Source organism: Mesorhizobium sp. CNPSo 4671, from assembly GCF_057784245.1.
The window spans coordinates 189,630-202,968 of sequence record NZ_JBWLUW010000006.1 but is presented as its reverse complement, the minus strand read 5'-3'; the positions used below and the strand labels follow the sequence as shown (position 1 = coordinate 202,968).

The following is a 13,339-nucleotide window of genomic DNA, read 5'->3' as shown; positions in this document are numbered from 1 at the left end:
GGTAACATGCCGGCTTTCTCCCAAGGCCTGGAAAAGGCGCTTCACCAGGCGCTGACGCTCGCCAATGAGCGGCACCACGAATACGCAACCCTAGAACATCTGCTGCTGGCGTTGATCGACGACACCGAGGCGGCCGCCGTCATGCGCGCCTGCAACGTCGATCTTGATGAGCTGAAGCACACGGTTCTCACTTATATCGACACCGAACTCGACAATCTGGTCACCGGCTACGACGAGGATTCCAAGCCGACCGCCGGCTTCCAGCGCGTCATCCAGCGCGCGGTGATCCATGTGCAGTCGTCTGGCCGCGAGGAAGTGTCGGGCGCCAACGTGCTCGTCGCCATCTTCGCCGAGCGCGAGAGCCACGCCGCCTATTTCCTGCAGGAACAGCAGATGACCCGCTACGATGCGGTCAACTACATCTCGCACGGCATCGCCAAGCGCCCCGGTGCATCGGAGACGCGCTCGCCGCGCGGCGCCGATGACGAGCAGGGCGGCCAGAACGGCGCCGAGCCGCAAGAGGAAGGCGGCAAGAAAAAGCAGCAGCAGGACGCGCTGACGGCTTATTGCGTCAACCTCAACAACAAGGCCAAGGCCGGCAAGATCGATCCGCTGATCGGCCGCGAGTCGGAGATCAATCGCACCATCCAGGTGCTGTGCCGCCGCTCCAAGAACAACCCGCTCTATGTCGGTGATCCCGGCGTCGGCAAGACGGCGATCGCCGAAGGCTTGGCCAAGCGCATCGTCGAGGGCGACGTTCCCGAAGTGCTGCACAACGCCACCATCTTCGCGCTCGACATGGGCACGCTGCTCGCCGGCACGCGCTATCGCGGCGATTTCGAGGAACGGTTGAAGCAGGTCGTCAAGGAACTTGAGGACTATCCGGGCGCGGTGCTGTTCATCGACGAAATCCACACCGTGATCGGTGCGGGTGCCACGTCAGGTGGCGCCATGGACGCGTCGAACCTGTTGAAGCCGGCTTTGTCGTCGGGTGCGATCCGCTGCATCGGCTCGACCACCTACAAGGAATTCCGCCAGTTCTTCGAGAAGGATCGCGCTCTGGTGCGGCGCTTCCAGAAGATCGACGTCAACGAGCCGACCATCGAGGACGCCATCGAGATCATGAAGGGCCTCAAGCCCTACTATGAGGAATTCCACAAGGTGAAGTTCACCAACGAGGCGATCAAGGCATCGGTGGAACTGTCGGCCCGCTACATCAACGACCGCAAGCTGCCGGACAAGGCGATCGACGTGATCGACGAGACCGGCGCCTCGCAGATGCTGGTGCCGGAAGGCAAGCGCAAGAAGACCATTGGCATCAAGGAGATCGAAGCAACGATCGCCACCATGGCGCGCATTCCGCCGAAGACGGTTTCGGCCGATGACGAGAAGGTGCTGCAAGGCCTCGACATCGAGCTGAAGCGGGTCGTCTACGGCCAGGACACCGCGATCACCGCGCTGACCTCGGCGATCAAGCTGGCACGTGCCGGCCTGCGCGAACCGGAAAAGCCGATCGGCTCGTATCTGTTCTCGGGTCCGACCGGCGTCGGCAAGACCGAAGTCGCCAAGCAACTCGCTGCCTCGCTCGGTGTCGAGCTGATCCGCTTCGACATGTCGGAATATATGGAACGCCACACCGTTTCGCGGCTGATCGGCGCTCCTCCAGGCTATGTCGGCTTCGACCAGGGCGGCCTGTTGACCGACGGTGTCGACCAGCATCCGCACTGCGTGCTGTTGCTCGACGAGGTCGAGAAGGCACATCCGGATCTGTTCAATATCCTGTTGCAGGTCATGGACCACGGCAAGCTGACCGACCACAACGGCAAGCAGATCGACTTCCGCAATGTGATCCTGATCATGACCACCAATGCGGGCGCATCCGACGCGCAGCGCGCGGCGATTGGCTTCGGTTCGACCAAGCGCGAAGGCGACGATGTCGAGGCGATCAACCGGCTGTTCACGCCGGAGTTCCGCAACCGTCTCGATGCGATCATCCCATTCGGCTCGCTGCCGGTGCCGGTCATCCATCAGGTGGTGCAGAAGTTCGTCATGCAGCTTGAGGCTCAGCTCTCCGAGCGTGGTGTCACCTTCGACCTGTCGCCGGATGCGATCGCCTGGCTGGCCGACAAGGGCTATGACGAGCGCATGGGCGCGCGGCCGCTCGGCCGTGTGATCCAGGAGCACATCAAGAAGCCGCTGGCTGATGAGGTGCTGTTCGGCAAGCTCAAGAAGGGCGGCACGGTGCGGGTCACCGTCGAGAAGAAGGAAACCGGCGAGACCGGCCTGAAGCTCGAATCGCTGGCCGACGAGGCGCCGGTGAAGCCGAAAAAGGAAGAGCCGGAAGACGCGCCGAAGCCGCCCAAGGCTGTGGCGAAGAAGCCTGCCGCGAAGAAGATCGTGGCGCAGAAGCCGGAGCCCAAGGGCAAGGACGGCGGCAAGCGCAGCCTGGTCCCGCAACTGCCCCGCAAGGGCTGATCGGCACTCGCTCGAAAAAGCCCCGGAAACGGGGCTTTTTCATTTTGAGCAGGGGTGGCTATGCCAGGCCAGATCATCATCCTCAACGGCGCGCCGCGGTCGGGAAAATCGAGCATCGCCCGAGCCATTCAGGGAAGCTTCGATGGTCCATGGATAAACCTGGGCGTCGACAGCTATGAGCAGATCACGCCGCCGCGACTTCGCCCGGGAATAGGGTTGCGCCCTGGCGGCGAGCGCCCCGATCTCGAAGTCTTCGTGCCGCGCCTGTACGCCGCTCTTTACGAATCGATCGCGGCCCACAGCCGACTGGGGCTGAACGTCGTGACGGATGTCGGCCATCACGATGCCTATTCGAAGCCCCTCGGCTGCCTGGCCGATTGCGCGCGCCGTCTCGCCGGCCTGCCAGCGCTGCTTGTCGGTGTTCGCTGTCCGATTGAAATCATCATGGCAAGGCGAGCCGCCAGCGAGGCGGGCAGGGGCTATGTCACCGGCTCTTCAGACGATCCTGTGCCTCTGCCGGTACGCCTGTGGCAGGACGCGGTGCACCGGCCGGGCCTATACGATCTCGAGGTCGACACCTCGGTCCTCAGCCCCGAACAGTGCGCGCAAGCGATCCGCCAGCGGCTGCGAAATGGCGCCCAGCCGAGTGCGATCGAACGGCTGGCTCAAGCCGCCAACTAAGACTTTACCGCGAAACGGGTGCGGGTCAGCTTCCGAGCGCTGCCCGAATTTTCCCGGCGTTCTCGGCCAAGACTTCAGGCTTTTCCATCGCGCCCGTGTGCGGCTTCAACGGAATGCCGTCGAAGCGCGGGATGACATGGACATGCAGGTGATAGACGGTCTGCCCGGAGGCCGGCTCGTTGAACTGCAGGACGGTGACGCCGTCGGCATTAAGCGCCTTCTTCGCGGCCAGCGCCACTTTCTGGACGACGGTGAAAAGCGGGCCGAAGGTCGACGGGTTGGCGTCTAGCAGATTGCGCGACGGGGCTTTGGGCACCACCAGCGTATGGCCCGGCCCTTGCGGCATCACGTCCATGAAGGCCACGACGGCGTCGTCTTCGTAAACGCGGTGCGAGGGAATTTCTCCACGCAGGATCTTGGCGAAGATGTTGTCGGTGTCATAGGCGGCAGTCATGGCGAACGCTCCGGATTGTGCCTCGCGTCCCGTGTAGCGAAGCTCTTCTGGAGCGGCAAGACGATGCGGCGGGCGATCAGGCGAGATCGACCGTGCCAAAAGCCTGCTATTCCTCGAGATCCTTGCGGAACGGGGTATGCTCTTCCAGATATTCGCCCATCCGCTCCACCTCGCGCCGCTCGCGCTTGAGATAGTCGGCCACGGCATTGCGCAGGCCAGGATGCGAAATGTAGTGGGCGGAATGCATCGTCACCGGCCTGTAGCCGCGCGCCAGCTTGTGCTCTCCCTGCGCGCCCGCCTCGACCATCTTCAGCTTGCGTTCGATGGCGAAGTCGATGGCCTGGTGATAGCAGACCTCGAAATGCAGGAAGGGATGATCCTCGATGCAGCCCCAGTTGCGGCCGTAGAGCGCGTCGGAGCCGATGAAATTGATAGCGCCGGCAATGTAGCGCCCGTTGCGCCTGGCCATCACCAGCAGGATATCGTCCGCCATGCGCTCGCCGATCAGCGAGAAGAACTGGCGGTTCAGATAGGGGCGACCCCATTTGCGGCTGCCCGTATCCATGTAGAAGGCGAAAAAGTCGTCCCAGGCTTTTTCCGTCAGGTCCTTGCCGGTCAGCCAGTCGATTGTGATGCCATCCGTGAGTGCCTCGCGCCGTTCCTTCTTCATCGCCTTGCGCTTGCGCGAGGCAAGCGTGGCGAGGAAGTCGTCATAGGTTGAAAAGCCTTCGTTGAAGAAGTGGAACTGCTGGTCGGTGCGGTGCAGGAAACCGGCGGCCTCGAGCGTCGCGACATCGCTCTCCTGCGCGAAGGTGACGTGCGCGGAGGACACGCCGAGCTTATCGGTCACCATCTTGAGGCCGGCGGCAAGCCCGGCCTTCACCGCATCCGGATCCTCGCCCTTGCCGACCAGCAGGCGAGGGCCGGTGACCGGCGTGAACGGCACGGCACATTGCAGTTTCGGGTAATAGCGGCCGCCGGCGCGCTCGAAGGCATCCGACCAGCCATGATCGAACACATATTCGCCCTGGCTGTGCGATTTGAGATAGCAGGGGACGGCGCCCAGAAGCCTGCCTTGCGTGGTCTCCAGCCGCAAATGATGTCCCTGCCAGCCAGTGCGCCGCACGGCGCAGCCGGAATCTTCCAAGGCACTCAAAAAAGCGAATGAAACGAGCGGGTTATAGCCATTTTCCGCATCGCCGCGCGTGGTGCCGGCAAAGCCGTTCCATTCATCGCAGGTGAATGCGCCGATGCCCGCGGCGATGCGGATCGAATAGTCCGCATTTGCTGTTTGCCCGTCGCCATCATCGCCCTGATCCATGAGGCTTATTTAAGCTCCATCCGGGCCGCTACAAGTCACGTTTCAGACACTCCGCTCATGCGACTTTGACCAGATCGGGTTCAAACCCTTCGAATGTCATCTGATCGGCATATTTGAAGGTCAGGTCAATCGCCGGCTGATCATGCACCGTCCAGGTGATGACAGGCATTTTGAGCTTTTCACGCACGAAGCTGACGAACGGGTTCGGCAGGTCGCCGGCGGCGTAGGAGGTGAAGGAGAGTTCGTGCGCCAGCATGGAAAAATGCGCTTCGATCAGCTTGAGGTCCTTGCCGTAGGCGGTCAAGCCAGCGGGAATACCGGGCGCATGTTTCGGGAAATCGCGGATCAGCCAGTGATCGAACGACATGATTGCTGCCTTGCCCTTATAACGCTTGAGCATCTTGCCGACGCGCGCCACCAGGCCTTCGTCACGGCCGGGAATCCCTTTCAGTTCGACGACCATGGGCACGCGGCCGTCGACGAGGTCGAGCGCTTCCTGCAGCGTCGGGACATGATCTGATGTGCCGCCAACCTTGAGTGCGGTCAGTTCGGCCGCGCTGCGCTGCCAGACGAAACCGTCCTGTCCGGTCAGCCTTTTCAGGTCGTCGTCATGGATGATGATGGGGACGCCGTCCGACGACAGATGCACGTCGCATTCGATGGCGTAGCCGCGTTCGGCCGCCGCAGCGAAGGCGGAAAGTGTGTTTTCCCAGCGCGTCTTGTTCATGTCGTGGAAGCCGCGATGGGCAACGGGCCGGGCGGTCAGCCAGGAGAGGTCGGTCATGTCAGGCCTTCGCTTATTCGACTTCGAAGATCGCTTCGATTTCCACTGCGGCATTAAGCGGCAGGGAGGCGGTGCCAACGGCGGAGCGGGCGTGCTTGCCGCGCTCGCCAAGGGCGGCGACCAGGAAATCGGAGGCGCCGTTGGCAACGAGATGCTGCTCGACAAAGTCGGCTGCAGAGGCGACGAAAACGGTGATCTTCACAAGCCTGCTAATCTTCTCGAGGTCGCCCAGTGCCGCCTTGGCCTGCGCCAGAATGTTGATCGCGCAGTATTTTGCCGCCTCCTTGCCGCTTGCCGTGTCGACGTCGCGGCCAAGCAGGCCGCTCGCCTGCAGTTTGCCGTCCTTGAGCGGCAATTGTCCGGCGGTGAACAGCAAATTGCCGGTCCTGCAATAGGGCACGTAATTGGCGGCGGGTGCGGCGGCGACGGGAAGCGTCACGCCGAGATCACTTAGCCGCTTTTCGATTGTTTCACTCATTGCTTTTCCCTATTGCTGGAAGGCGCCGCGCTGGCGGGGCCGAAATTGCTATTTTTGCCTCGCTTCCGCCACGACTTTTTTTAAGCTGGACCATCTTTCCCTGCGGCCTGCCATCAGCCGCGACGATCGGAGTACCTCATGCGCGCAGCGCGCCTTGCATTCCACGCCGTTCTGTTGTCGGCAGTCTTCCCGATAGTCCCCGCTTTCGCCGCGCCGGCACTGCAGGCGCATCGCGCCGTGTATGACGTCACCCTCAACAAGGCCTCGGACCGCTCCGGCATAACAGGCATATCCGGTCGCATGGTCTATGAATTCAACGGCTCGGCCTGCGAAGGCTATACGGCGAAATTCCGTTTCGTGACCCAGATCGTCACCAACGACAATACGCGACTGACCGACCAGCAGACGACAACTTTCGAAGACGCCGAAGGCAAGACATTTTCGTTCGTGACCAAATCCTTTGTAGACCAGAACCTTGACAAGGAGGTCAGGGGTATCGCCACGAAAGACCCAAAAGGGCTCAAGGTCGATATCGACAAGCCCGAGAAGAGCAGCATGGAACTCGCCGCCACCCAGTTTCCGACCCAGCATCTGGTCGAGATGATCGGCAAGGCCGAAAAAGGCGAGAATTTCTACCAGACAAACCTGTTCGACGGCTCGGAGGATGCCAACAAGGTGATGACGACCACGGTCGTCGTCGGCAAGAAGACCGAAGCCGACAAGGCCGATCCGGAGGCTCCGGCGCTGGCGAAGCTCGCCACAGACAAGTATTGGCCGGTCGACATCGCCTATTTCGACGACAGTGCCCAGAACGGCGAAGAAGTGCCGGAATACCGGATCAGCTTCAAGCTGCATGAGAACGGCATCACCCGCGACCTCATCATGGACTATGGCGACTTCTCGATGAGAGGCAAGCTGGTCAACCTGTCGCTGTTCGACCAGACAAAGCCGTGCCCGGTATCGAAGTAGCAGGGTTGCGCAATTGAGCTGGCCGCGGCGGGCTTGATGGCGGTCTACGTCGACGCGGCGATCTGGAAGTGGGCCGGCCATCGCTGGTGCCACCTGATGGCCGACGACACCGACGAGTTGCATCGTTTCGCCGCAGCACTTGGCGTCAAGCGTTCATCCTACCAGGGCCCGCCCAAGACATCCGCTCCGCATTATGACATAACCGGTTTCGAGCGCGACCGCGCGGTGCGGCTCGGCGCCATCGAATGCAGCCGCGAGGAGATCGTCACGATCTTCCGGCGGGTGCGGGTGCCCAATGGAAAGGCCAAGCGATGACACCAACGGCATTTCTCGCCTATTGCGCCGCCGTCACGCTTGCTGCCGCCACACCGGGGCCAGCAATGTTCGCGGTCATCACCAATGGCGTGTCGCGCGGTTTCCTTCGTGCCTTCATGGCCGGCGTCGGGGTCGCCGCCGGCGATGCCGTGCTGGTCACGCTGGCGCTGCTCGGGCTGGTGGCCTTGGCCCAGACGTTCGAATGGATTTTTCTCCTGCTGAAATATGCCGGCGCCGCCTATCTGATCTTTCTCGGCATCAGGATGTGGCGCGCCTCGACCGCGCAATCGAATGAGTCGCGGACGGTTGAGGCGGGGTTGTCCCGCTCCTTCTTCCTTGGCGCGTCGATTGCGCTGGGGAACCCGAAGGCGATCCTGTTCCACGCCTCGATCATGCCGCTGATTCTCAATCTCGATACGCTGACATTGGTCGATGGCCTGCTGGTGGTGGCCGCCGTCATCAGCGTCAATATCATCACAATGGGTGTCTATGCAGCGCTTGCCGGCCGGGCTTCGGGCTGGTTCAGGACACCGAAGCGCATGCGGCTGATGAACAGGTTTGCCGGCAGCGCCATGATCGGCACCGGGGCGCTGATTGCCGCACGCTGAGCGGTAAAACGCTGCGCCGCTTGCGTTTGTCGCACTTCCCCTCTATATGCGCGCTCATTCCACACACGGACTTTGGTGTCTGCCCGGGAGAAATCCGGCTGAAACCTCCGGTGGCGTTCGAGGACTTCGTCCAAAAATGCCTATGTCCGTGGAGGCTAACCGGAAAGGAAAATAAGAATGGCTCTGCCTGATTTCAGCATGCGCCAGCTTTTGGAAGCTGGCATTCACTTCGGCCACCAGACCCACCGCTGGAACCCGAAGATGGCGCCCTACATCTATGGCGCTCGTAACAACATCCACATCATCGACCTCTCACAGACGGTGCCTTTGCTGCACCAGGCGCTGAAGCAGGTTTCCGACACTGTCGCCAAGGGCGGCCGCGTGCTGTTCGTCGGCACCAAGCGCCAGGCGTCTGACATCGTCGCCGATGCGGCGCAGCGTTCGGCTCAGTACTACGTCAATTCGCGTTGGCTCGGCGGCATGCTGACCAACTGGAAGACGATCTCGAATTCGATCCAGCGCCTGCGCAAGCTCGACGAGATGCTGGCCGGCGAGGCCCAGGGCCTCACCAAGAAGGAGCGCCTGAACCTCGACCGCGAACGCGAGAAGCTCGACAAGGCTCTGGGCGGCATCAAGGACATGGGCTCGACGCCCGACCTGATGTTCGTGATCGACACCAACAAGGAAGCGATCGCGATCCTCGAGGCCAAGCGCCTCGGCATCCCGGTCGTCGCCATCATCGATTCGAACTGCGACCCGGACAAGATCGACTTCCCGATCCCCGGCAATGACGACGCGGCCCGCGCCATCCAGCTCTATTGCGACCTGATCGCCAAGGCTGCGATCGACGGCATCGCCCGTCAGCAGGGCGCACTCGGCGTCGACATCGGCGCTTCGATTGAAGCCCCGGTCGAACCGGCGCTCGATCCGGCTCCGGCTTCGGAAGCCCCCGAGGCTTGATAATCGAAGGCCGGTCCGCGGCCTTCATCTTTCTCATATTTTGGCACGCTAAACAGACGCACCATCGAATACCGATGGTGCGTCGGTGCATTTAAAACAAAGAGGCGACAATGAGCATTTCGGCTGCACAGGTCAAAGAACTCCGCGACTTGACCGGCGCGGGCATGATGGACTGCAAGGCGGCGTTGAACGAGACCAACGGCAACATGGAAGAGGCCGTCGACTGGCTGCGCAAGAAGGGCATCTCCAAGGCGGACAAGAAGGCCGGCCGCACCGCGGCTGAAGGCCTGATCGGCGTCGATGCCGGCGTGCGCGAGGCTGCCGTCGTCGAGGTCAATTCCGAGACCGACTTCGTTGCCCGCAACGCAGCGTTCCAGGAAATCGTCGCCAACGTTGCCAAGGTGGCGCTCGCCTATGGCACGACGGAAGCCGTGGCTGCTGCTAAGTATCCGGGTTCGGACAAGTCGGTTACCGACACCATCAAGGATGCTGTCGGCACCATCGGCGAGAATCTGGGCTTCCGTCGGTCGGCCAAGCTGACCGTTCCGCACGGCGCAGTCGCGACCTATGTCCACAATGCGGTTGCCGACGGCCTTGGCAAGCTCGGCGTGCTGGTTGCGATCGAAACCACGGGCAATGAACATGCCGCCAACGCTTTTGGCCGCCAGGTCGCCATGCATGTCGCCGCCACCAACCCGCTGGCGCTGACGGTGGAGCAGATCGATCCGGCCGCGGTCGAGCGTGAAAAGGCAATCTTCGCCGACCAGGCTCGTCAGACCGGCAAGCCGGAAGCCATCATCGAAAAGATGGTCGAAGGCCGCCTGCGCAAGTTCTACGAGGAAGTCGTGCTCTTGAAGCAGGCCTTCGTGCTCAATCCCGACATCACTGTCGAGAAGGCGCTGAAGGATGCCGAGAAGGACATCGGCGCACCGGCCAAGATCACCGCCTACCTGCGCTTCGCGCTGGGCGAAGGCATCGAGAAGGAAGAGACCGATTTCGCGGCGGAAGTCGCGGCTGCGGTCAAGAAGTAAACTTCCTACCGCTTTATTCCGAAAGCGTTTTTCGGCCGGGCGTCCGCAGGGATGTCCGGCCGATTTCTTGCGCGGTGTCGATAAAGGCCCGCAGTTTCGGCGCCATCGCCGCCCGGCGCGGGAAGTAGAGGAAAAGACCAGGTTCCTCGATTGCCGATTGCGGCAGGAGCTGCACCAGGCGGCCGGCGGCAAGATCCGCGCGCACCAGCGGTTCGAAGACATAGGCAAGACCGACGCCTGCAAGCGCCAGGTCGATCGCCGCCAGCGAATCCGTGACGATGACCGTGCCCTTCGTCTCCACAACGACATCCTTGCCGTCTTCGGTTAGATCCCAGCGATAGAGCGCACCGGAGTGAACCAGCCGGTAACCGATGCAATTGTGGTTGGCGAGATCGGTCACGCTGCGCGGACGGCCATGCTCTCCGATATAGGCGGGGGAGGCGACGATCACGGCTCGGAAGGGCGGCGTCAGCCGGACCGTGATCATGTCCTGAGCAATCATCTCGCCCAACCTGATGCCGGCGTCGAATCCCTCGCCGACAATGTCGACCAGCCCCTGGTCCGTGAGCAATTCAACGGTCACATCCGGATAACGCTCGGCCATCGCCGCAACCACGGCCGTCACGCTGAGAGGAATGGCGATGTTGGGAACGTTGAGCCTGAGCAGGCCCGACGGCCGGCCTTTGATGGCGCGGATGCGATCCATCCGCTCGCCGATGTCCTGCAGAGCAGGGGCCGCCGTCTCTACCAGCGCCTTGCCGGCTTCCGTCAGCGAAACGCTGCGCGTCGTGCGCGCAAACAGCGGCTGACCAATGCGCTCTTCGACAAGGCGTACCGCATGGCTGACGGCGGATGGGCTCATACCGAGTTCAGCCGCGGCAAGCGCGAAGCCGCCGCGCTTGGCAACGGCTATGACAACAGGCAGATGGGCAAGCAGATCCCGGTCCATTCATGCATGATATCGCATAGTCCATGCAGATCATGCAATCTTATCGAGGTGGCAGAGAAGGCGCATCTAAGGGGCACCAAACGGCTGACATCAGCCAGCAGGAGAGGCCTTCCGATGACCGACTTTCATTCCAGGCAAGCGCGCAATCTCGAGGCTGTGCAGAGTTTCTTCGACCTGATGCACCGCAAGGACATTGACCGCTGGGGCGAACTTTGGTCCGCGAATGGCCGCATCCTGGTCTTCTATCCACCGGCAGGCTTTGGAAGCAGCATCAACGGCAAGGCCGCGATCCTGTCTGCCTTCAAGGGACTTTTCGGCAATTTTGAATCCTTTGAGTCCGAAATCACGGCTGTCTATCCGGCGACGGATTCAGAAGCCGTGGTCGTCGAGTACAAAAATCGCGCCGTCATTGTGGGCGGCACCGAATACACGAACAGCAATATCGCCGTCTTCCGGTTCGAGGACGGCCTGATCAGCGCCTACCACGACTATTTCGATCCGCGTCGGTTCCAGGTGGTGGTCGACGCGCTGTCGAAGATCTGAAGGCAACGCTCCCAAACCGACCAATCATCCCTCCGTTTGCGGACTTCACCACACAAGGAGAACCAAAATGAACGCATTGAGACATGTGACATTCGCCGCAGGCATGGCGCTGGCGCCGATCGATGCCGGCGGAGCGGAGCCATCCGGCTGGCAGGCGCTTGCTGACGAACGCGCGGTCATCCGTATTGCCGATGCCATCGACCGCGCCGTCGACGCGCAGGACTGGAAACTGGCGCGCAGCTATTTCGCGGATCGAGTGACCGCCGATTTCAGCAGCCTGTCCGGGCAGCCTGCGGCCAACATTGCCTCCGACGATCTGATTGGCGCCTGGGCCGGCAACCTCAAGGGCAGCAAGACGAGCCTGCATCTGCGCACAAATCATCAGGTCGTTCTCGAGGCGGACACGGCGACCGTGCGTTCGAACGGGTATGCCTGGAACCGGATGGAGGGCAATGGCGACCCGCTCTGGGAAGTCTGGGGCACCTATGAGCACCACCTGACCCGCTCCCCTGCCGGCTGGAAGGTCGACGGCTTTGCGTTCCGCATGACGCATGAGCGCGGCAATTTTTGGGTCAAGACGACGCCTGGCCAGTGATGTTCTGGGGCCAGTGACGCCACGGCATTCATCAACAAGGCATTGGAAGACGATCATGACCATGACCTATTACACTCTCGGCAACAGCGGCCTCAGGGTGAGCCGGCTGGCGCTGGGCACGATGACCTTTGGCAAGGAATGGGGTTGGGGAGCCGATAGGGATACTGCCCGCGCTATGTTCGACGCCTATGTCGAGGCAGGCGGTAATTTCTTCGACACGGCCGACCTCTACACCGGTGGCACCGCTGAAGCCTGGCTTGGCGAATTCATCGCCGAGCGAGGCTTACGCGATAGCGCGGTGATCGCCACCAAATTCGCCATGAACATGCAGCCCGGCAATCCGAATGCCGGCGGTAACGGCCGCAAGAACATCATGCGGGCTGTCGATGCCTCGCTGAAGCGGTTGGGCACCGACTATATCGACCTCTATCTCATGCACATATGGGACAGGCTGACGCCGGCCGAAGAGGTCATGCGTACGCTGGACGACCTGGTACGGATGGGCAAGGTGCGCCATGTCGGCCTGTCCGATGTGCCAGCCTGGTATGCGGGGCGGGCACAGGCAATCGCCGAGCTGCGTGGATATGAGCCGGTCTCGGCCTTGCAACTTGAATATTCCCTGGCCGAACGCGCGATCGAGAACGAGTTCGTGCCGTTCGGCACGCGCCATGGCGCCGGCATCATGGTCTGGAGCCCGCTGGCCAGTGGGCTGCTCAGCGGCAAATACCGGCCGGCTCAGGCCGGAAATGCGGGCCGGCTCGACGGATTCCGCAACTCGACCCATCCGGGCTTCCAGAAATTCACCGAGCGCAACTGGGCCATCGTGGCCGAACTCGAGAAGGTTGCGTCCGAACTCGGCCGCAGCATGCCGCAGGTCGCGATCAACTGGGTGGCGACGCAGCCGGGGATTGCCGCGGTGATCCTCGGTGCGACGACGCTCAGCCAGATCAAGGACAATCTCGGTGCGCTGGACTTCGAGATTCCAGCAGGGCTTCGCGACCGGCTGGATTTGGTCAGCGGAACCCCTGCGCCGTTCCCCTATTCCTATTTCGGGCCGCTGATACAGGCGCGCGTCACCGGCGGTGCTGCGACCGGCGACAAGCCTTCCGGCTATGCGTCGCCGGTGCTTATCGAGGGCCTACCGGCCAGCGTGTCCACCAACTGATCGATCGGGCG

The 13,339-nt window shown here is 62.0% G+C and carries 15 protein-coding genes; 10 read left to right on the top strand and 5 right to left on the bottom strand.

The features are described from left to right. Nucleotides 1-6: 6 nt before the first annotated feature. Entirely contained in the window at nt 7-2,475 is a 2,469-nt protein-coding gene (clpA, locus tag AC04SF_RS19050) for an ATP-dependent Clp protease ATP-binding subunit ClpA (protein ID WP_096446287.1), read from the top strand. 60 nt (nt 2,476-2,535) lie between these two features. Beyond that, nucleotides 2,536-3,156 (top strand): chloramphenicol phosphotransferase CPT family protein, encoded by a 621-nt coding sequence (locus AC04SF_RS19045; protein ID WP_488479078.1) that lies wholly within the window; start codon nt 2,536-2,538, stop codon nt 3,154-3,156. Between the two features lie 25 nt (nt 3,157-3,181). Here AC04SF_RS19045 and AC04SF_RS19040 read toward each other — a convergent pair whose 3' ends face one another. The 4 genes from AC04SF_RS19040 to AC04SF_RS19025 all read right to left on the bottom strand — a co-directional run bounded on the left by AC04SF_RS19040 (nt 3,182) and on the right by AC04SF_RS19025 (nt 6,193). Continuing rightward, entirely contained in the window at nt 3,182-3,610 is a 429-nt protein-coding gene (locus tag AC04SF_RS19040; RefSeq protein ID WP_096446283.1) for an HIT family protein, read from the bottom strand. Nucleotides 3,611-3,716: 106 nt separating this feature from the next. Next, complete coding sequence (locus AC04SF_RS19035; RefSeq protein WP_488479077.1) at nt 3,717-4,931, bottom strand: GNAT family N-acetyltransferase; 1,215 nt, start codon at nt 4,929-4,931, stop codon at nt 3,717-3,719. Nucleotides 4,932-4,986: 55 nt separating this feature from the next. Beyond that, nucleotides 4,987-5,715 (bottom strand): glycerophosphodiester phosphodiesterase, encoded by a 729-nt coding sequence (locus tag AC04SF_RS19030; RefSeq protein WP_488479076.1) that lies wholly within the window; start codon nt 5,713-5,715, stop codon nt 4,987-4,989. Nucleotides 5,716-5,728: 13 nt separating this feature from the next. Continuing rightward, entirely contained in the window at nt 5,729-6,193 is a 465-nt protein-coding gene (locus AC04SF_RS19025; protein ID WP_095200150.1) for a RidA family protein, read from the bottom strand. 138 nt (nt 6,194-6,331) lie between these two features. On the opposite strand from AC04SF_RS19025, the gene AC04SF_RS19020 reads away from it, so the two are divergent. The 5 genes from AC04SF_RS19020 to tsf all read left to right on the top strand — a co-directional run bounded on the left by AC04SF_RS19020 (nt 6,332) and on the right by tsf (nt 10,076). Next, nucleotides 6,332-7,162 carry a cell envelope integrity EipB family protein gene (locus AC04SF_RS19020; protein WP_488479075.1) on the top strand — a complete coding sequence of 277 codons (831 nt, stop codon included), beginning with the start codon at nt 6,332-6,334 and terminating at the stop codon, nt 7,160-7,162. A gap of 36 nt (nt 7,163-7,198) precedes the next feature. Next, nucleotides 7,199-7,477, top strand: a complete 279-nt coding sequence (locus AC04SF_RS19015; RefSeq protein WP_202350228.1) for a DUF4031 domain-containing protein — start codon at nt 7,199-7,201, stop codon at nt 7,475-7,477. Beyond that, nucleotides 7,474-8,085 (top strand): LysE family translocator, encoded by a 612-nt coding sequence (locus AC04SF_RS19010; RefSeq protein WP_488479074.1) that lies wholly within the window; start codon nt 7,474-7,476, stop codon nt 8,083-8,085. Before AC04SF_RS19015 ends, AC04SF_RS19010 begins: the two co-directional genes overlap by 4 nt. Nucleotides 8,086-8,262: 177 nt before the next feature. Next, on the top strand, nt 8,263-9,045 hold the full coding sequence (rpsB, locus tag AC04SF_RS19005) for a 30S ribosomal protein S2 (RefSeq protein WP_096446271.1): 783 nt from the start codon (nt 8,263-8,265) through the stop codon (nt 9,043-9,045). Nucleotides 9,046-9,155: 110 nt separating this feature from the next. After that, entirely contained in the window at nt 9,156-10,076 is a 921-nt protein-coding gene (gene tsf / locus AC04SF_RS19000) for a translation elongation factor Ts (protein WP_096446269.1), read from the top strand. A 13-nt stretch (nt 10,077-10,089) separates the two neighbouring features. On the opposite strand, the gene AC04SF_RS18995 is transcribed toward tsf, so the two are convergent. Beyond that, a complete protein-coding gene (locus AC04SF_RS18995) occupies nt 10,090-11,025 on the bottom strand; it encodes a LysR family transcriptional regulator (RefSeq protein ID WP_488479073.1) in 936 nt (311 codons plus the stop codon). A gap of 114 nt (nt 11,026-11,139) precedes the next feature. Here AC04SF_RS18995 and AC04SF_RS18990 point away from each other — a divergent pair, with 114 nt between their 5' ends. The 3 genes from AC04SF_RS18990 to AC04SF_RS18980 all read left to right on the top strand — a co-directional run bounded on the left by AC04SF_RS18990 (nt 11,140) and on the right by AC04SF_RS18980 (nt 13,328). Next, a complete protein-coding gene (locus tag AC04SF_RS18990; protein ID WP_488479072.1) occupies nt 11,140-11,568 on the top strand; it encodes a nuclear transport factor 2 family protein in 429 nt (142 codons plus the stop codon). A 67-nt stretch (nt 11,569-11,635) separates the two neighbouring features. Continuing rightward, nucleotides 11,636-12,163 (top strand): nuclear transport factor 2 family protein, encoded by a 528-nt coding sequence (locus AC04SF_RS18985; protein WP_488479071.1) that lies wholly within the window; start codon nt 11,636-11,638, stop codon nt 12,161-12,163. Nucleotides 12,164-12,218: 55 nt separating this feature from the next. Continuing rightward, the gene (locus AC04SF_RS18980; protein ID WP_096446261.1) at nt 12,219-13,328 is read left to right on the top strand and encodes an aldo/keto reductase; all 1,110 of its coding nucleotides are present in this window, start codon (nt 12,219-12,221) and stop codon (nt 13,326-13,328) included. The last annotated feature ends 11 nt before the right edge of the window (nt 13,329-13,339 follow it).